This is a genomic window from Oscillatoria nigro-viridis PCC 7112 (assembly GCF_000317475.1).
GTDB lineage: Bacteria > Cyanobacteriota > Cyanobacteriia > Cyanobacteriales > Microcoleaceae > Microcoleus > Microcoleus nigroviridis.
Genome location: NC_019729.1, coordinates 5,317,794 through 5,338,277, shown reverse-complemented (window position 1 = coordinate 5,338,277; position 20,484 = coordinate 5,317,794). Strand labels below are relative to the sequence as shown.

Genomic DNA, 20,484 nt, shown 5'->3' with positions numbered 1-20,484 from the left:
TAATTACTAAAAAATAGCAAAAGGATACCAGTAAAAAAAATGCCGCTGTACGCAAGAACCAAACCGCGATAGTCATCAGTCATTCCAAATCTCCAATCTCAAATCTCAAATATAAAATGGTATGACATCTGTTTTTGAGTCAACTTTAACGCCTGCTTGTTTAAAAATTCTTTTAGTAGAAGACTGTGCAGAAGATGCAGAACTCATTCAAGAACTGCTGTCTGACCCCCAACTAGGACAATCAATTGATGTCACCAATGTAGTCCGCCTCCGGGAAGCGATAGAAATTTTAAGCGACAAAATTTTTGATGTAATTTTATTAGATATTTCACTTCCTGACAGCCCAAAATTTAATACTTTTTTCCGACTTCAAGATTGCGGTATAAATATTCCGATCGTCATTCTGACAGCCACAGATGACGAAGAACTGGCTGTCGAGTTAATTGCCGCCGGCGCCCAAGATTATCTGGTGAAAAGACAGGTAGACAGCCGGCTGCTGGTGCGGACGCTCAGGTGCGCGATCGCCCGCCAGAAACGGCAAGCAGAATGGCAAAAAAGTCAAGAAAAATACCAGCAGGTTGTTGACAATATCAAAGAAGTAGTTTTTGAAACAAATACTGCTGGCAATTGGACTTTTCTCAATCCCGCTTGGACGGAAATTACCGGATTTACCGTCGATCAAAGCTTAGGAACTTCCTGTTTGAGTTACATTCATTCTGAGGATCAATACCAATATTTAAATTCGTTGAGATGTCTGAGCGAAAATCAAGAAACATCCAGTTGCTATCAAATTCGATATCTTACCAAAAATGGCGAAATTCGCTGGGTGGAAGTGCAAGAATTTTTGATTTTGGGCTGGGATGGCGCGGCGCAGGGGACGACAGGAACTATCCACGATATTACGGATAAAATTTTTGCACTTTCCGAACTGGAAGCTAGTAAAAAGTTTTTGAATTATACGATAGATGCACTGGCTGACCCCATTTTTGTCAAGGACGAACAGCACCGCTGGATACTGTTAAATGATGCTTTTTGCAAGCTAATCGGGAAGCAGCGCGAGGAACTGTTGGGCAAATCGCATTACGACTTTTTCCCAAAACAAGAAGCTGAGATTTTTTGGCATACTGACCAACAAGTTTTTAAGACGGGGAAAGAAAACGAGAGCGAGGAAATATTTACAGACGCCAACGGTGCAAAGCACATTCTGTCTACTAAAAAAACTGTCTTTGAAAATACCGACGGCAGTAAAATTCTCGTCGGGATAATTCGAGATATCACTGAGGAGAGGCGCAAACAATTAGCCCAGCAAGAAAGCGAAGCTAGACTGCGCCAACTTGCTGCCAATTTGCCGGGAATAATTTATCAATTTCGCCTCTCAACCGACGGCAAAAAAAGTTTTCCTTATATTTCTTCTGGCAGCCGCGATTTATTTGAATTGGCACCAGAAAAAATTCAGCAGAATCCTCAACTACTTTTTAGTTTTATTCATCCAGACGACCGCCAAAGATTTGAAGAATCTATTGCTGTTTCTGCGGCAAATATGCAGCCCTGGCAGCAGGAATGGCGCGCGATTGTACCGTCGGGAAAAGTTAAGTGGATGCAAGGCGGTTCGTCGAGACCGGAACGAGTTGATAGTCCGACTGAAATAGGGCAAGAAGGGGATATCGTTTGGGAAGGCATGGTGCTGGATATTACTGATTTAAAACAGGCAGAAGCAGCTTTGCGGGAGAGCGAAGCCAGATTTCGATCGCTCGTTGAGAATATCCCCGGCGCTATCTGCCGCAGCTTGTACGATGCTGAGTGGACGATAGTATTTATTAGCGATGAAATTGAGGTAATTAGCGGGTATCCTGCTGGGGATTTTATTGGCAACAACCGCTTGAGTTTTGCGACCATTGTCCACGAGGCAGACAAGGAAATGGTCGATCGACAAATCAGCACAGCAGTAGAGTCGAAACAGCCGTACAATCTAGAATACCGGATTGTTCGCGCTGACGGCGCGGTGCGGTGGATGTCGGAAAGAGGTAGGCCAACTTACAATCTAGAAGGGCTGGTTTTGTGGCTCGACAGAGCGATTTTTGATATTACCGATCGCAAACAAGCAGAACTGACTCTGTGCCTGATAACTCAAGCTGTAGACAGCGCTAGTGATGCGATCGCGATCGCAGATTTGGACGGTTATTCCGTTTATCACAATCAAGCATTTATTCAGCGCTACGGCTATACAGTTGAGGAACTAAATAATGCCGGTGGCCCAGCAGTAATGTACCCAAAATCTCAAGATTTGAGAAAGTTATTTAGGGTGATGCGGAAAGGTTTTTCCTGGGAAAGTGAAATTGAAATTAAGAGTAAAAATGGCGATATTATAGAAACTTTCTTGCGAGCTAACTGTATTAAAGATAGTGCTAGTCAACCGATAGGAATGATAGCCATAATTGCCGACCTCACAGAAATAAAACGCACCGAATCAGCATTAAAAATCAGTGAAGAGCGATTGCAGTTGGCGGTTTCAGGCAGCTCTTTGGGGCTGTGGGATTGGAATATAGCTACTGGCGAAACTTATTTTGACTTTTATTGGAAATCAATGCTAGGCTACGCAGAAACCGAAATTGAAAACAACCTCAAAGGTTGGGAAAGTTTGGTGCATCCAGAAGATCGAGTGAAGGTAATGGAATGTTTAAATTCCTATTTGGAAGGTGAGACTGATATCTATGAATTTGAATTTCGGATGCTCAACAAAGCGGGAAATTGGCAGTGGATTTTGGCTATGGGCAAGGTAGTCGAGTACGACGAATGGGGTGCGCCGCTGCGGATAACAGGCACTCACAAAGATATCAGTGCCCGCGTTGCAGCAGAAGCCGAAAAAACTCAGTTGATCGCATCTTTGCAACAACTTGCCGAACAGTTGCAAGCAGCGCAAAAAATAGCCCGCATCGGCAATTGGGAATTCGATAGGGAGGCAGGAGTTATTACTTGGTCGGAAGAACTGTTTCGAGTTTACGGTCGAGAATTGAATCGGCCGCCAACCATGGAAGAACTTTTAGATCAAATTCATCCCGATGACAAAGAAAGGTTTGCAGAAGTTGTACAAAAGGCAATGACTGAAGGGACAGCTTACGACATCGACCACCGGATCTGTTTTCCATCAGGAGAAATTAGGCATGTCAACTGTAAAGGACAAGCTATTAAAAATGAGTTAGGTCAGGTGGTGCGGCTGTTTGGCACGGCAATGGATATTAGCCATCGCAAAAAAGCAGAAATTGCTTTACAAGAAAGCGAACAGCGATTTCGAGCTGTATTTGAACAAGCGGCGATCGGCATTGTTAAAGTGTGGCGCGACGGTCAATTTTTGAATGCAAATCAAGGGTTTTGCAATATTGTCGGCTACTCAGAATTAGAGCTAAAATCGCGAAATTTTGGGGATATTTCTCACCCCGAAGATGTAGCAGCCGATGTCGAGTCGCGCGACAGACTGTTAGCTGGGGAAATTTTTAATTATTCAATAGAGAAACGCTTTATTTGCAAAGATGGTTCATTTGTTTGGACTAATATGACTGTATCTTTAGTGCGGGATGGGTTTGGGGAACCTAGCTATGTAATTGCTGTGATTGAAGATATTAGCGCTCGCAAACTTGCCGAGGCCATCTTGCGCCAGCAATTAAAGCGAGAACGCCTAGTGGTAAAAATGCTGGAACGCATTCGCTCTTCTCTTAATTTAGAAGAGATTTTGACAAAAACTGTTGCTGAAGTACGGCAATTCTTGCAAACAGATCGGACAGTTATTTATCAGTTTAATCCCGATTGGAGCGGTTTTGTAAATGTCGAGTCGGTGGGCAAAAATTGGCTGGCTATTCAGGGAATAACTATTAACGATTCCTGCTTTGAAGACAGCTATGCTTCTGCTTACGAACACGGTCGTGCTGTAGCTGTAGATGATATTTACCAAGCTGATATTTCCGAGTGCTACATTAATTTATTAAGTCAATTTCAGGTGCGAGCTAATTTGGTAGTGCCGATTTTGCAAAGCGAGAAGTTGTGGGGGCTATTGATTGCCCACGAGTGCGCGGGCCCCCGCCACTGGCTGGAAATTGAGGTCGAGTGTCTCAAACAAATTAGCGTGCAGTTGGCGATCGCGATCCAGCAATCAATGCTGTTTGAGCAAGCACAAAGTGAAATTGCCGATCGCAAACAAGCCGAGTCAGCTTTGCAGGAATCGGAAGCGCGAGAACGTTCAAAAGCGCTAGAGTTAGAAGCAGCTATTAATAAACTCCGAACGACTCAAGCTCAGCTCGTTCAAAATGAAAAAATGATGAGCTTGGGTCAGTTAGTTGCTGGTGTTGCTCACGAAATTAATAACCCCCTTAGCTTTATTCACGGCAATCTCAATCCGGCTCGCAATTACACTTTAGATTTGCTTGAATTGATTAAAGTTTACCAGCATTACTGTCCCAATCCTCCAGCCCAAGTGTTGGAGAAAATTGATGAAATAGACTTGGATTATATTGCTGAGGATTTCCCGAAATTGTTTAATTCGATGCAAGTAGGAACCGAGCGAATTGTCGAGATTGTGAAATCGTTGCGTAATTTTTCCAGATTGGACGAGTCCGCTGGAAAGTCGGTTAACATTCACGAGGGAATTGATAGCACTTTGATGATTTTGCAAAATCGGTTAAAATCTCACAGCAGTCATGGAGAAATTCAGATAGTTAAAGATTACCAACTATTGCCACAAATTGAATGTTTTCCTGGCGAGTTGAATCAGGTATTTATGAATATTTTAATGAATGCGATCGATGCTTTGGAAGAACGGGACAAGCAGCGTTCGATCGAGGAGTGCGATCGACATCCCAGCACGATCGCTATTCGCAGTTATCAGGCGGCTGCCGGCTTCGTAGCGGTATCTATTGCGGATAACGGGCGGGGGATACCGGAGTCAGTGCTATCGAGGCTGTTTGACCCGTTTTTCACGACTAAACCTGTGGGCAAGGGCACGGGTTTGGGACTGTCGATTTCTCACTCGATTATTGTCGATCGGCACGGCGGCAGATTGAGCTGTATTTCGACACCGGGTGAGGGAGCGGAGTTTTTGATTGAAATTCCAGTGCGGCCGAATTTAACTGGTAGGAATTCAAATTTGGGGCAATAAATTAGCAATTGGTAATTGGAAATTGGGCAGCGGAAATGGGTAATATCTCACATCTTGCACGATTCTCAAGAACAGGCTTTTCGGCCTGTTCCACACAGAGAGAATTTTATTGTGGAACAGGCCGAAAAGCCTGTTCCTAAACAAGTAATTGAGAATGGTGCAACATCTCAGTAATATCAAATACAGTAACCTCGGAATTATACCCGGCCCGCGAGTATTATCCTTGATCCGGGTCACTCGATTGCATTCTGCAGGCAGTACACTCAGAAAATTATTATTTTGATGCAAAGGTCAACAATATGAGTTATGAGTTGTGAGTGAAAAATCAAACACGATCTTACAAATTACCTTCAACTTTTACATAAAAATCGGGGAAGATTCCGAGTTACTGCTGGCGTGACAAATGCGATTTTTGCCTTCGGTTTTGGCTTGATAAAGGGCGCTATCAGCGCTGCGAATTATGGTTTTGGGATATTCCTGGGCAGAAGGAATCGCTGTCGCAATGCCGCAACTGAGGGTAACGTAGGGGCCGATCGACGATCGCGCGTGGGGCAGTTTCAAGCAGGCGATGCCGTCGCAAATTTTCCGGGCGACAGCGTTTGCCCCTTGGGCGCTGGTGTTGGGCAGCACTAGGGCAAATTCTTCGCCACCGTAGCGGGCAGTCAAATCCCCAGGTCGGTTGGCCTCTCTGGCGATCGCCCTGGCAACTTGGCGCAAACAATCGTCCCCGCCGAGGTGGCCATAAAACTCGTTGTAAAGTTTAAAAAAGTCGATGTCAAACATAATTAAAGACAGCGGCAGTTCCTCTCTTGCCAATCTGCGCCACTCTAAGCTCAAAACGCGATCGAACTGGCGGCGATTGGCAATGCCAGTCAGTCCGTCAGTAGTTGCCAGTTGCTGCAATTTTTTATTGGCTATTGCTAGCTTGCGGTAAAGTTGAGATTGTTCGATCGCGATCGCCACTTGATTGGCCAAGTGCTGTAAAAAATCTATTTCCCACTGCTGCCATTCCCTGACACCGCAGCAATTGTATGCTGTCAACATTCCCCACAAACTATTGCCATTTTCTGCGATCGAATCCGGCAAATTTTTACCCTGCGCCTGCGCTTTGCCACTCCCGTGGTGCCAGATATAATTTTCCGCTACATCTTGATTGTTCTCAACTTCCCAAACAGTTGCTTCTTGTATTTCTTTTGCCGTTTCCCAGTCGCCTGATTGCCAAATTGGCACGCTGATAACTGCTGCAATTTCACAATCTGCCAGCAATTCTTTGCAACTGCCAGCCAAGGGGGCAGTGCTGACATCTGCTATTGCTTGTACAGACTGGGATTCGACTAAAACAAAGCATGACACCGCCAAAGCAGCACTAATATTTTGGTTTTCAATATAACCTTCTGGCAAACCGTCACCTGCGACGATCGCACCTTTTTGTTCTTCCCCGTCCAATTCAGACACCCAATCCTGACAGCGATAAATTAAAACGCGGTCTGTTTGGAGAAATTGGCGCACTTCTGCAACGGTACTTTGGAGAATGCTTGCCGGATCTATTGACGATCGAATATGTTCGATCATTTTGCCCAACAGCCGCTGTCGGAGAGCCTGCTGCCGCAATTGTTCTTCGATTTGCTGGCGTTCGATCGCGTAATGGATTGCCCGCACCAGCAGAGTTCTGTGAAATCTTCCCTTTACCAAACAATCTTGAGCGCCCCAGCGCAATACCGACCGGGCAATATTTTCATCGTTGATATCTGTCAGCACCACAATTGGCAGTGTGGGCCATCGCCCTTTCAAAACTGCGATCGCCTCGCTTCCCCTCAAGCTGTCTGACACTGACAAATCTAATAGTACGGCGTCAAACTTTTCTACTTCCAGACAGCCGACTCCTCTCTCCAGAGACTTAACAGTTTGGAGGAGAAATAGAGACTCGCTGAATGACCCTAGAAGGTCTTCGATCATTGTCGGCTCTCCGAGGTCATCTTCAACCAACAAAATTTTCAGACATTGGTGACGTGTTAACACAACTATAGCGTTCGGAGCGGGTCGAAGGCAACTTTTTTGTTTTGATAGCGATACTGGCGAACGGGAGCATCTGACTTTTGCAGCCAAGCTAGAAATTGGATTTTTGAGGCCCGAGGCAGGAGGAACAAGGAAAGAGGAACAAGGAAGGAGTCAGAAGAAGTGTTTTTACAAAGATGAGATGCTCTCTTGCGATCGGCCAATATTTCGGCTTATCAAATTCACTATACACTCAAACTAGGCATTTAGCCCTCCATTAAAGCTTACATATCCGGCGGGAGTGAAACGATCTCAAACCAATACTCACATAAAGTCTTCATTACTTCAAGCAATCCTTCAAAAGTGACTGGTTTGGATATGAAAGAATTGGCTCCCAATCGGTAGCAAAGCAAGATATCTCCTCTGCGGTGGGAAGTTGTGAGAATTACAACCGGAATTTGTTGCAAATGGGGGTCTGATCTGATCGAAGTTAGTGTTTCTCGTCCGTCCAGCCTCGGCATATTCAGATCCAAAAGTATCAAGTCTGGCTGATGCCAATTGCTGCTACCAAGATATTGACCGCGACGGTACAAGTAGTCTAGCACTTGTTCTCCATTTTCCACAAATTCGCTCGTAATTGCTAATCGAACTTCTTTCAGTGCTTCCTTCACCAAAAAGCGGGTATCCTCGTCATCGTTGGCTATTAAAAGAGTAAATTTTTCCTTTTGATAATTCACGGCTTTGCCTCACTACGAACGTCTTTTGTGAGGTTGCGGGACTTTGAGCCGTGTCTGAGTACCTGCAAAGCATCTCTTGCCATCATCCGGTAAACCTGGCTGAGAACACTGAAATTGTGTTGCAGTAATTTACCGTTTTTCTCCATTTGCAAAGGTTTGCGAATCATGCTTGTTTCGCTTGGCAGTCTGTCCGAGAACCGGCAAACTGCAAACACATGACAAATTCTTGTCCGCGAACTACTAGGGAAACTACTGTATCCCAAAGCAAGATGCTCTGGATACAGTTGAAATAAATTAACAAGTCTTGCGTGCACCGCTGATTTATAAGTTGTATAAGGATCGAGCTAATAGATTTATATTGATAGATTTTTAGCTCGATGTCATCAGTGAACATGCTACACTTTATAAGCATTTTTGTAAAGAAAACATAAAGATATTGAAGGGAGCATCTCATATTTGTAAAAATACTGATTCTGGCTCCTGACTTCTTCATTCTTCTTCTTTTCTCCTGGCTTCTGACTCCTGACTCCTAACTCCTATTTCTAGCGGAGGGCTGCTTTCATTGAGATGCTCCCGATATTGAAAGCTTAAGTAAAGGACTGGTGAATGCTTCAGGCGGGATGCTTAATTCACTTTGATATAGGAAGAGAAAAATAAAAAGTCGAGCCTCGATTGGGTTCTGATTCTACCCAAAGGCTGCCCCCGTGCCGCTCGACAATTCTTTGACAAATAGCTAAACCGATACCAGTTCCCGAATACTGTTTTTGGGTGTGCAAGCGCTGAAAAATCTGAAAAATTCGCGGATGGTAATGTGAGGCAATTCCAATACCGTTATCCTGCACTGAAAACACCCAGCTATCCCCCTGACGCGAAGCGTCCACCTGCACCACCGGCGCCTCACTGCTGCGGTACTTAATGGCGTTACCAATTAAATTTTGAAACAGTTGCAGCAGTTGCAAACAGTCACCTTTTACCCTTGGCAAATCCCCACTCGTAACTGAAGCTTGATTCTCGCGGACGGCTACCTGCAAATTAGCACAAGCATCCTCAAAAACCCGATTGCAATCTATCATCTCAAAAGGTTTCTGACTGCGACCTACCCGCGAATATTCCAGCAAGTCATCAATCAGCGCCTGCATCCGCTCGCAAGAATTAACAATATTGCGGATAAATTTACTCCCTTGGGCATCAAGTTGGCTGGGAAAGCGTTTTTCTAATAGTTGAGCGTAGCCGGCAATCGTGCTCAAAGGCGCTTGCAAATCGTGAGAAGCCACGTAAGCAAACTGTTCTAGTTCGGCATTAGAACGAGTTAATTCTTGAGCGTAGCGGGTTTGAGTGTCTAAACTCTCTTGCAGCAATTCTTGTACCAGCTTGCGTTCGGAAATATCCTCGATCGCACAAATCAAATACTGCAGCGTCCCCTTGACATCGCGCATGGCCGAAACAGTAACATTTGCCCAGCGCACTGCCTCATCTTTGCATAGCAAACGCTTTTCCACAGAAAAAGTTTGAATCTTCCCCGATAAAAGCGATTGCAGGTATTCTCTGTCCGCTTCTCTGTCATCGGGGTGAGTAATTGCCTCCCAATTTTTCTGTAACAATTCGGATTGTGCATAGCGGACAATTTGACAAAAGCCGGGATTTACCCGCATAAATTTACCGCAAAGCGCGGTTTTAGCTATGCCGACTGCAGCTTGCTCGAATATCGCGCGGAAGCGTTCTTCGCTGTCTCGTAGGGCAATTTCTGCTCGTTTGCGCTCGGTAATGTTGCGGAATGTTACTGCCAGACCGTCGTTTAATTTGACCGCCACAATGTGCAGCCAAACAATTGTATCTCGCTCCTGTTCGTAACAAAATTCTTGGTCTACAGTTTCTCCTGTTTCTACTACAGAAACATACAAATCAAATAACTCGTTATTACTAACTTGGCAAATTTTGGCTAACAAATTATTGCCAACTATGTCATTTAATAGGAGACTATCAAATTTTTCAGCGGCCGGGTTGCTCAAGAGCCACTGGAAATCTACAATATTTCCCTCACTGTTGCGGACAGCAGAATATGCCACCACACAGTCTAAGGAACTATTTAATATGCTAGCAAGCAGCGACTGCGACTGTTGCAGTTGATAATTTTGCTCTTTTAATTGCTGTTGCAGTTTTCGCAAGCGGACTTGCTTGTCGATGCGTGCTAACACTTCTTCTACTTGAAATGGTTTAGTAATATAGTCGGCGCCTCCTACTCGAAAAGCTTGTAATTTATCGTTCATTTCATCTAATACGCTTAAAAAAATTACCGGAATTTGTTCTGTTTCTGGTGCCGCTTTCAGTCTCCGACAAACTTCATAACCGTTCATTTCCGGCATTCTAATATCGAGCAAAATTAAATCCGGGCAATGGGCGATCGCCACATTCAACGCCAGTTGACCGCAAATAGCTCGGTAAACTTGATACCCCTGGGATGTTAGCAGTTTGGATAAGAACCGCAGATTACTTGGTTGGTCATCAACCACCAATACTTTAATTTCGCTATTATCCATTTATTTTAAACTCGATTGAGTTAAATCCATTATTTTGTCGAGTCGGTAATCGGCAAGCAAATCTTTTAAAGCCTCAGCTAAAGTTGGATGACTTTCCCAGATGCGATCGACAATTTGAATCGCCAGCTCTTCATTAACATCATTAGCTGCGTCGTAGAGTTCCTGCACCCAGCTTTGAGGCATCTGAGCCAGCAGCCCTCGGAAAAATGAATCGGGTTTTTCGCTCACACAATAACGCCGTAAAGCCCCGACTGGGAGCCGGGGCAACTTTTGATAAAGATAGCGCACTCCCAAGTAGCAAGCCATCTTATCAAAGAGGATTTGTTCTTGAAAAGGTTTCTGCACAAAATCGTCGCAACCTGCGGCGATAATTTCGCCTTTTCTTTCCTCAAAAGTGCTAGCAGTCAGAGCAATAATTACAGTTCGCCACTGAGTTTGTTTCTCTTTCGCTCTAATTTGTCGGACAGCTTCAAAACCGTCCATTACTGGCATTCGCGTATCCAGCAAAATTAAATGAGGCTGCCAACTTTCCCAAAGTTCAACAGCTTGGTAGCCATTTTCCGCTTCTCGGACTTCAAAACCAATTGGTTGCAACATTTTAACCAGCAGCAGCCGATTGTCTTGATTGTCGTCAACTGCTAAAATCCGATAAACCGGTTGATCTGCTTCTAGTGCGATCGCCCGCTGCAATGTCGCCACTGTTATTTCAGACGAAATAGCAGCAAATACTCGGATATTAAATTTAAAACTGGTTCCCTCACCTAAAACACTTTTTACCCAAATATCCCCGCCCATTATCTGCACGTATTTTTTAGTAATTGTCAAACCCAATCCCGTACCATCAGCCGTTTTTTTCCCCGCTTGTGTTTGCACGAAAGCATCAAATAAAGTATCAATTTCTGCTGTTGCTATGCCAATTCCCGTGTCTTCAACTTCAAACAAAATTAACAATGGTTCCACCGAGGTAGAGTTAGGGTAACTTGCCGATTCTGCCGGCTGCTGCTGGTTGCTTTCCACGCTCGCGCGCAGCCAAATACGGCCCCCGTCGCGAGTAAATTTCATGGCGTTTCCCAGCAGGTTAATTAAGCAGACGCGCAGCTTTTTTTCGTCAGTTTTTATATATTGGGGAACATTAGCCTCGACGGAAAATCTCAGTTGCATTTTTTTTGTTTCAGCTTTGATTTGAAACATTTCTTCGAGAGTGTCGAGGAGTAGATAAAGGTCAAAGCTGCGTTCATCTAAGGCAATTATCCCTGCTTCTATTTTCGACAAGTCTAAAACATCGTTAATTAGTTCCAGCAAATGTTGACCGCTGCGGTTAATAATTCGGAGATTTTCGAGATTTTCGTGGCCCAGCAAAGAGTCGCGGCTCATGACTTGCGTAAAACCCAGTATGGCGTTCAGAGGAGTCCGCAATTCGTGGCTCATGTTGGCAACGAATTGACTTTTTGCGAGCGATGCAGCGGCCGCTGCTTCTTCGGCTTTTTTGCGTTCTATTATTTCTTCTTGCAGTTCTTTATTGCGATCGATTAATTGTTTTTTCAGTCTTTGGATAGTCAGTTGGTGTTCGATTCGCGCTAAAACTTCTGCTACATGAAACGGTTTGGTGACATAATCTACCCCTCCCACTTGAAATGCGGTTAATTTGTCCAATACCTCATCTAAAGCGCTGATAAAAACCACGGGAATTTCTGATGTCTTAGGATCTGCCTTGAGCTGCCTGCAGACTTCGTAGCCGTCCATTTCCGGCATTTTGATGTCGAGCAAAATCAAATCTGGAACACCAGAGCGCGCGGCTCTGATTGCCATTTTGCCGCTAATTACGCCGCGGACTTTGTAGCCCCGATCGCACAGCGTTGCTGATAAAACTTGCAAATTTTCTGGAGTATCGTCAACAATTAATATGTTGCCTTTATTTTCTTCTATTAGATTGTTGGTCATCGCTGGCTATTTTTTGTTAATTTAAGAATTGTTGAAATTATCAAAACTGGTTAAATAGTTATTATAGCACTCCCTCCTCAATCAACTCCTTTTATATTTACAGAACTTATCCTAGTTAAGATTTGAGATGTGAGATTAAAGATTAAAGGGAAGCATCTCAATGAAAGCAGCCCTCCGCTAGAAATTGTAGTTGGGAGCCAGGAGCCAGGAGGAAAAAGGCAGAAGTCAGGAGCCAGAAGAAGTGTTTTTACAAATATGAGATGCTCCCGTTGAAAGAATGGGAATGACTGATGATTATCAAGGTGTGGAGCTTGGCTACAAGTAAATTAGCCGATCGCCTGCGGGCGAGTTTACAAATAGGCGATCGACCTACATCATCAATAATCCTGAACCTGCCCCTATCAGGGTAAACGCATCTAGTTTGGGAAGAATAATCAGCGGCTGAAAGCCTTGCTCTACCGTTTGAATTTAATGAGATTCAGCCCAACGCATTCTCATCAATCAATGTTTATTGAGCATATTGTCATATCTAAACCCCACTTTAAGGAGAACTAGGGGTTTCAAATATTCTCTGGTAACTAGATGCGTTTACCCTGCTACCCCTATCCTTTCTTCTTTCATCCTTCAACAATTTCTAAACTCCTCAATCAAATCGATAATCCGATCGCACCGGAAGTTATTCGCCAAATCGGCGATCGCGCTGCCGAAACTAGCATTAATAGGAGGAATCGACAACAACAGCCGAAAAATCTCCTCGTTATCCACCGCATCCGCCGCAGAATACAACTCATCAACCCATTCAGCAGGCATAGATTCCAAAAATGAAGTATTGAGCGTAAAAGCCAAATCAGCCGTTTCAGTTGCCGTGGAAACCTCGGCGGACACCGCAGCATCAGGACTTAGCGAAGCTTCTCGATCGTAAACATAGCGGACTCCCAGATACTTAGCCATCTTTTCCAGAATCACTTGCTCCCGAAAAGGCTTCGCTACAAAATCATCGCAACCAGCAGACAAAATTACAGATCGCTCTTCATCAAAAGCACTTGCAGTCAGAGCAATAATCACCGTTGCTTGACCTTTCAAATGCGCTTTAATCTGTTTAGTAGCTTCGTAACCGTCCATCACCGGCATCCGCATATCCATCCAAATCAAATGAGGTTCCCAACTCGACCACATTTCCACAGCTTGAACGCCATTTTCAGCTTCCTGCACCGCAAAGCCGAGCGATGTCAGCATTCTGACCAACAGCAAGCGGCTTTCCAGGCGATCGTCAACAGCTAAAATCCGGTATTCTGGCTGTCCGGGTTCGAGACCCACCACTCGGCGAGCTGTTTGAGCCACCTGAATTTCCACTGCATTAGGGAGCGAAACTTTAACATCAAATCTAAAAATGCTGCCGCGACCGAGGGTGCTTGTTACCGTCATTTTCCCTCCCATTAACTGAACGAACTGCTTGCTGATTGGCAAGCCTAAACCAGTTCCTTCTTGAGCTTTTTTCCCGCTTTCTGTTTGCGCGAAAGGTTTAAACAAATTCTCCATTTCTTCCGCAGAAATTCCTGAACCAGTGTCTTCAACTTCAAATAGCAAGCAGCAACTTTCACTTGGCGGAATATCTCCATAATTTTTAGTTTTTAAACCCTCATGTTTGACTCTCAAATTAACACCACCTTCCGCAGTAAACTTAATAGCATTTGCGACTACATTGATCAATACTTGTCGCAACTTGCTTTCGTCAGTTTCTATATATTGAGGTAGATCTGGGGGGCAATCAAAAATTAACTGCAACCCTTTTTTTTCGGCTTGCAGCTTCAGCATATTTTCAGTATTTTTTAGCATTTTGTGCAAGTCGAAGGTGCTGTTATTAAGTGTCACCAGCCCGACTTCAATTTTTGACATTTGCAGAATATTGTTGATCAGAACGAGCAAATGTTCCCCGCTCTGGGTAATAATTCCTAAGTATTGCTGTTGGTCGGCACCGAGGTCTGGGTCGCGGGCCAGCAGTTGGCTGAAACCGAGAATTGCGTTGAGGGGAGTTCGCAATTCGTGGCTCATATTCGAGAGAAATTCGCTTTTTGCCCTGTTCGCTCTGTCGGCTTCTTCTTTGGCTTTTTGCAGGACTATTTCAGCTTGTTTTCGTTCGGTAATATCGCTAGCAGTGCCTGTTGTGCCGATGATGTTTCCTTCAGCGTCCATGCGCGCGATCGCCTTGGTATTTACATCAATCTTTCTGCCGTCTTTTCCTAATACTATATTTTCGTACTGAAACACAGTTTTTCCCGTCAGCAAGCGCTGCTGAAGTTCCCATTTCCAGTCTATTTCTCCTGGAGCCAAGAAATCGCTAAAAGAACAACCAAGCATTTCTTCAGGCTCGTAACCGTATATTTGTTTAACTGCTTGGTTCACAAAAGTAATGTGCCCTTCAGCATTGCAAGACCAGATAATATCTTGGGAAGTTTCAACTAAATGACGGTATTTTTCTTCGCTCTCTGCTAGGGCTATTTCTGCCAGCTTGCGTGGAGTAATGTCCATCAAAGTTGTGAAGAGTTTTGTCACTTCCCCTTCTTGGTTGACAACTACTTCTCCTCTTGCTTCGATGTAGCGGATGAAGCCTGCTTCACTTATTTGTGACGGGGAATTATCCGCAGCAATTTTCGGTTCCGGTCGCAGAATTCGATATTCCAAAGTGTAAGATTGCCCGCTAGCAATAGCAGTGTCGATCGTTGTTTGCCACTTTTGTCGATCGTCCGGATGCACGTATTGCGAAAACTCAGTTAGTGTTGGCGCAGGCTGGGTTAGATCGATCCCAAAAATCCGAGATAACTCTTCCGACCAAGTAGTTGTATTGGCAGAGAAATCGCATTCCCAATTACCGACACGGGCGATTCTTTGCGCTGCTGCTAAAGAAGCCGCTACAGCTCGGAGTTTTTCTTCGGCTAATTTGCGATCGCTAATATCTTGAATCACAGAAATTACGCAGGTTTCGCCATGAATGTCAATGATTTCTGCTGACAGCAGCCCGGTTCTGAGTTCCCCTATTTTAGTGCGAAAATCAAATTCGTAGTTGAGAACAATTTTTGTTTCGTCTAACATTTTAAACAACTCGGCGCGGGCTGGTATATTTTGCCAAAGATTCAAATCAAGCGCCGTGCGATCCAGTATTTCTGCCGCAGAATAACCGATTGTCTGGCAAAAAGCCTCATTAATTTCTAAATAACGACCGTCATTAAGTCGGGTAATAGTAATCGGGTTGGGAGAAGAACGAAAAGCTTTAGCAAACTTTTCCTCAGACAAGCGCAGTTGTGCAGTCCGCTCCTCGACTAAAGTTTCCAATTCTTGATTTAGCTTTTGGAGTTGAGCATTTTGTTCCGCTAATTGCTTCTCCCTAAAATAGCTGTTAATCGCTTCTTTTACCGTCAACTTCAAATCTTCTGACTGCCAAGGTTTCGATATGTATCGGTACAATTTAGCATATTTAATAGTATTCGCCACTGCTTCTAGGTCTGCTTGCCCCGTCAGCATAATTTTGATACTTTTTGGAGAAATTATGTGAATCTGCTTCAGCAATTCGTCCCCTTTGATATTCGGCATCAGATAGTCGGAAATCACTGCTACGATTTCGCAGCCCTCTGCCAGTAATTCCTCGATTAACTCTAAAGCATCTTCGCCGCCTTCAGCAGTTTCTAATAAGTGTTCTTCCCCCAGGGTTTTTTTTAACTCTATTTTCAAACTTTCAAGAATTATCGGTTCGTCATCCACACAAATAATCACAGGTTTATTGTTCATATTTTTGTCAAACCAGATTTTATAGTTTCTACTAATTCTTTGCGATCCCACGGCTTGTACAAACAACGGTGCAAGTTTGCTTGCTCTTTCACCCGTGCTATTGCTACTTCGTCAGCTTGCCCGGTCAGCATGACTTTCACAATTTTAGGATATTTTTGGTGAACCCTAATCAAAAAATCATCTCCTTTAATCCCAGGCATTAACCAGTCAGATACTATGACCAAAATATCACTTTCATCTTCTTTTTGAATTTCCTCCATAATTTCCAGAGCTTCATCTGCATTTTCGGCTACTTCATAGAGGTAAGCATCCCCAAATTCTTTTTTAAGTTGAATTTTTAAACTATTTAAGACCACAACTTCATCGTCAACGCACAAAATTACTGGTTTAGACATAAAGTTTTACTTTTATTAAAATTTAAAATTTTGGGCATTGCCCTCTTTTTTTTATTGCTATCAAGGAATTCCGATGGGCAAGGATATAGTAAATTTTGTTTGACCAGGCACGCTTTCTACTTGCAGTTCACCTTGGTGTTTATCGATAATTTTTTGAACTATATCTAATCCCAAACCGCTGCCTTCTCCTGGAGGTTTAGTTGTGAAAAACGGCTCAAAAATTCTCGGCATAATCTCTGGAGGAATGCCGGGACCACTATCGGTAATACTGACTGATATTGCGTTCGCTTGGTTTTTGACATCAATTTTTAACACTCCTTTGTTGCCCATCGCTTGTAAAGCATTGTGAACTAAATTTGTCCAAACTTGATTGAGTTCATCAGGATAGCATAGCACAGAGGGCAAATTAGTACCATAGTTTCTGAATACTTCCACACCGTGTTTGATTTGGTAGTGGTAAAGCGTTAAAACAGTATCAATACCGTCGGTAATATTAGCGATTACTTTGGAACCCGACTGGTCGTAACGAGAGTAGCTTTTTAAAGCAAAAACGATTTTGGCTGCCCTATCTGTAGCAGTAGCAATATTTTTAGTGCTTTTTTGTACCGTAGCAAATTGGTAGGCGATTTGTACAATGTTTCGACTTTCGCTGTCTTTCAACAAAGGTAAAAAAGGTTCTACATTATTGCCGATGCCGATATCTAATAAAGTACAGGCAAGACTGGCGGCGGCGTCAATATTTTCTGATTCTAATTGCCCCTGCAAAACTTTTTTTAACTGACGTTTTTCTTTACTAGATAATGTATCTGTTTCTTGGCTGGACTTGTGTAGCAAAGCAAAGAAATCCTGTCGCCGTTCCGGGGATAGTTGTTGAAAAAATATCGGCAACTGCTGCAATTGTTCCGTCCAGAAGTCGGCGATGTTCTGCACCGAAGACCGAATCGCCCCTAAAGGAGAATTGATTTCATGAGCAACTCCGGCAATTAACTGTCCGAGGGCTGCCATTTTTTCAGATTGAATGAGTTCTTTTTGAGTCCGCTTCAGTTCTTCTAAGGTATGAGATAATTCTGCATTTTTTTGGCACAGCGCTGACTCCGCTATTTTGCGGGCGTTGATGTTGCGGGCAACCCAAATGACTGCATCTTTTGAGAACAGAGAAATGCAGGCGGAAAACCAAATTTCGCGACCACCAACTGTTAAGCTGTAGTCAAAATTGAGAGTTTGTTGTGTTTCTAACACTTGCTGAACTAACACCCACCAATCATCCGGGTTATCGTCGTCAAAAAAATGTTCTATGGTCAAGCTGACTATATCGCAATCAGGCTCAGAAACCGCTGCCACATTCGTTGGCAAAATTTCTATGTTCCGCTGACTGTCTAGCACGAGAACAATGTCAGTCATCGCTTCAAAAACGGCACGGACTTTCCTTTCAGAAAAGAGCAATTTTTCTTCGAGCAATTTTCGACCGCTAATTTGTTGCTGCAATTCTTCGTTACTGGCTGCTAGTTGAACCGTGCGGTCTAGAACTCGCTGTTCTAGTTCGGTGTTGAGGCGGCGAACTTCAGCTTCAGCAGTGGTGCGGTCTTGTATTTCCTTTTTTAGCTGACTGTTGGCATTAATTAATTCTAAAGTTCGCTGTTTTATTTGTTCTTCCAAATTATCATTTAAAATTAGCAATTTTTCCTCGACTTCTGTTCTCCGCAACGCTTCTTTTTGCAATTCTTCGTTCATTTTTTTCAACTCCTGAATTTTGTCGGCAACTGTTTCTTGCAAAAGCTCGACATTTGCGTGCATTTCTACCGGATCTAAGGCCTGCAGCAGGCTAATTTCAGTCACAATTCCGGCTAAATATCCTTCCTCGTCCACTACCACTAAGCGCCGGATGCCGTGCTGCTGCATTAACTGGTGAGCCTGCCACAATGTGGCTTTTACCTGCAACGGTATCAGGGGAAAACTCATCGCGGCGGTGACGGGAGTGCCTGCGAAATCTAGTCCAGAAGCTTGGAATTTAACAATGTCGCGTTCTGTAATTATGCCCACAGGTTTGTGATTTTTGTTGTCGCTGTCAGTGCAAATGACTATGCAGCTTTTGCGCTGGGTTCTCATCTGTTTTGCGACTTCTAAAACTGAGGCGCTGCTTGAGGTAATTATTAATTGTGTAGTCATAATTTCTTCGGCGCGCCACATTTTCAGCAAGTCGGCCGGTTTGAGGATTTGACGGATGCTTTCGCAGGTGATAGCGCCTAGCAAGTTGCCACCTTCGTCTAGGAGGGGTAAATGACGGATTCTTTTGGATCGCAATATGCTCAATACCTTGAAGATATTGCCCGCTCGATCGAGGGAAATGGCGATCGGGTTTTCAGTCATTACCTCAGAAATTGCCACCCCTGCTAGCGGTATTTCGCTAGCAGTTATTTTCACAACATCGCGCTCTGTAAAAATTCCGAGCAATTGCTGCTCAAACGCGATTAAAATGCAACTGGCACTCGCCTCAGTCATGGCAGCAATTGCGACGTTCAAGGGTGTGTCTGGAGGCAGCACCGGCGGTTTGGGGTCGATCGCCTGTTCTAGCAAGCTTTGGGTATCATAAACTGTTGTTGACATGGGCAAATCAAGGGGGATAGATGCAGGCGGAACTGGGACTTAATACCATTTTAGATGTCAGATTTTACAGTCGCGGTACCCTGACCGCAATCCAGGTTTGACATCGGTCTAGAGTTGTATTTGTAGTCGCGCATTGGTATGATTTTTAGTGCGATCGCGCTCAACGGCGATCGGAATTGACACAATACACGTCCTTTGACCGATAACTGATGTTACTTCTATTTTACCCGAAGGTTTTTCCACACTTTTTTTAACAATCTCCAGTCCCAACCCCCTTCCTTCATCTGGTTTTGTGGTAGAGAACGGATCAAATATTCGTGGCAAAATTCCCGGGTAGTTCAGTTGCCACTGACGAGCAGGCTCTGATTTTCTGCTCTCACCTCTACTTTTAAAACTCGGTAATTCTCTATCGCTTGTAAAGCATTGTGGATCGGATTTATCGAAACTTGTTTTAGTTCGTCTGCCTCAGACAACAATTTAGCCAGTGGAGCTTGATAATTTATGACAACTTCTACTCTGTGTTTTAGTTATTTTAATCTAAAGTTAATATAGTTTTAAGGGTGTCAGTAATATTGGCAATTACTTTTCTTCCCTACAGTTAAAGCGAGAATATTTTTTTAAGTCAAAAATTACTTTTGCGGCTCTATGTGCAGCCGATGCTGTTCTTGGTAATCTGTGAATAAATGGCAGAGACTATCTGCCTGACTCAGCAAGTTAAGCACCCTTTAATGAGAGATTTGATTGCCGTGCAAGTTTATGGCTTCCTTCAGTTGAGCAAGCAGGTTGCTAGATGCATAAATTTAGCGTTTTATTCCTGTAAGTTCTTACCCTACCAAATAGGAATATTGAGATTGTCGGCACAATAACCGACAACTTCAAACTCAGCGTTTTTGAGAACACTTTAATAGCTTTGTCGGAACATTTGCAGGGTTTTCCTGACATGAAACTTGCTGTGAGCGATACAAGCTGGTACTAAATATAATATCCTGCCTCTGAGGCTTTTGGCATTGAACATCGATAACTGTAGCTACGTGTTGCAGTAACTAGCAGCCCAGAAAATCACCGTGCCCGCAATTGTAAATAATAACCCTGCCTTTGCGCGCAAGCATTCCAGGCAGGGTTATTATTGAGTATTCCGAATTCTCAACGGTGAAGCGAGGGCGCTGCTGCCGACTTCGGCTGCCCAGCAGTACACTACTCGCCCAATCGAGTGATTTTAGCGCTGCGTTGGGCCAACATCAGCAGTACATAAATAGTCATTACATAGCCGGCGGCCAAAATGGGAATAATTAGAGGAATATCGCGATAAATCATAATTAGAACCAAAAGTCAAGGACGAGGAGGAG

At 43.9% G+C, this 20,484-nt stretch carries 10 protein-coding genes; 1 reads left to right on the top strand and 9 read right to left on the bottom strand.

The genetic code is table 11. The features are described from left to right. Window positions 1-121 precede the first annotated feature (121 nt). Window positions 122-5,146 (top strand): PAS domain S-box protein, encoded by a 5,025-nt coding sequence (locus OSC7112_RS22215; protein WP_015178007.1) that lies wholly within the window; start codon window positions 122-124, stop codon window positions 5,144-5,146. Window positions 5,147-5,503: 357 nt separating this feature from the next. Here the strand turns inward: OSC7112_RS22215 and OSC7112_RS22210 are convergent, their stop codons facing one another. The 9 genes from OSC7112_RS22210 to OSC7112_RS36065 form a co-directional block, all read right to left on the bottom strand. After that, a complete protein-coding gene (locus tag OSC7112_RS22210) occupies window positions 5,504-7,165 on the bottom strand; it encodes a diguanylate cyclase domain-containing protein (protein WP_223300669.1) in 1,662 nt (553 codons plus the stop codon). Window positions 7,166-7,425: 260 nt separating this feature from the next. Then, window positions 7,426-7,878 carry a response regulator gene (locus OSC7112_RS22205; protein ID WP_015178005.1) on the bottom strand — a complete coding sequence of 151 codons (453 nt, stop codon included), beginning with the start codon at window positions 7,876-7,878 and terminating at the stop codon, window positions 7,426-7,428. Next, entirely contained in the window at window positions 7,875-8,045 is a 171-nt protein-coding gene (locus OSC7112_RS40080; protein ID WP_015178004.1) for a hypothetical protein, read from the bottom strand. Before OSC7112_RS40080 ends, OSC7112_RS22205 begins: the two co-directional genes overlap by 4 nt. 462 nt (window positions 8,046-8,507) lie before the next feature. After that, the gene (locus tag OSC7112_RS22195) at window positions 8,508-10,415 is read right to left on the bottom strand and encodes a PAS domain S-box protein (RefSeq protein ID WP_015178002.1); all 1,908 of its coding nucleotides are present in this window, start codon (window positions 10,413-10,415) and stop codon (window positions 8,508-8,510) included. Beyond that, entirely contained in the window at window positions 10,416-12,356 is a 1,941-nt protein-coding gene (locus OSC7112_RS22190) for a response regulator (RefSeq protein WP_015178001.1), read from the bottom strand. Between the two features lie 624 nt (window positions 12,357-12,980). Next, window positions 12,981-16,139 carry a PAS domain S-box protein gene (locus tag OSC7112_RS22185; RefSeq protein ID WP_015178000.1) on the bottom strand — a complete coding sequence of 1,053 codons (3,159 nt, stop codon included), beginning with the start codon at window positions 16,137-16,139 and terminating at the stop codon, window positions 12,981-12,983. Continuing rightward, window positions 16,136-16,534 carry a response regulator gene (locus OSC7112_RS22180; RefSeq protein ID WP_015177999.1) on the bottom strand — a complete coding sequence of 133 codons (399 nt, stop codon included), beginning with the start codon at window positions 16,532-16,534 and terminating at the stop codon, window positions 16,136-16,138. Before OSC7112_RS22180 ends, OSC7112_RS22185 begins: the two co-directional genes overlap by 4 nt. 60 nt (window positions 16,535-16,594) lie before the next feature. Then, window positions 16,595-19,138: a CBS domain-containing protein gene (locus tag OSC7112_RS22175; protein WP_015177998.1), complete on the bottom strand. Its 2,544-nt coding sequence runs from the start codon at window positions 19,136-19,138 to the stop codon at window positions 16,595-16,597. Window positions 19,139-19,246: 108 nt separating this feature from the next. Then, entirely contained in the window at window positions 19,247-19,462 is a 216-nt protein-coding gene (locus OSC7112_RS36065; RefSeq protein WP_071884001.1) for an ATP-binding protein, read from the bottom strand. Window positions 19,463-20,484: the final 1,022 nt, after the last annotated feature.

Excerpts from the sequence above, each read along its gene's own strand:
- OSC7112_RS22185 (WP_015178000.1), bottom strand. The coding sequence starts at position 16,139 with ATGAACAATAAACCTGTGATTATTTGTGTGGATGACGAACCGATAATT.
- OSC7112_RS22215 (WP_015178007.1), top strand. The coding sequence starts at position 122 with ATGACATCTGTTTTTGAGTCAACTTTAACGCCTGCTTGTTTAAAAATT.
- OSC7112_RS22175 (WP_015177998.1), bottom strand. The coding sequence starts at position 19,138 with ATGTCAACAACAGTTTATGATACCCAAAGCTTGCTAGAACAGGCGATC.
- OSC7112_RS22195 (WP_015178002.1), bottom strand. The coding sequence starts at position 10,415 with ATGGATAATAGCGAAATTAAAGTATTGGTGGTTGATGACCAACCAAGT.
- OSC7112_RS22190 (WP_015178001.1), bottom strand. The coding sequence starts at position 12,356 with ATGACCAACAATCTAATAGAAGAAAATAAAGGCAACATATTAATTGTT.
- OSC7112_RS22180 (WP_015177999.1), bottom strand. The coding sequence starts at position 16,534 with ATGTCTAAACCAGTAATTTTGTGCGTTGACGATGAAGTTGTGGTCTTA.
- OSC7112_RS40080 (WP_015178004.1), bottom strand. The coding sequence starts at position 8,045 with ATGATTCGCAAACCTTTGCAAATGGAGAAAAACGGTAAATTACTGCAA.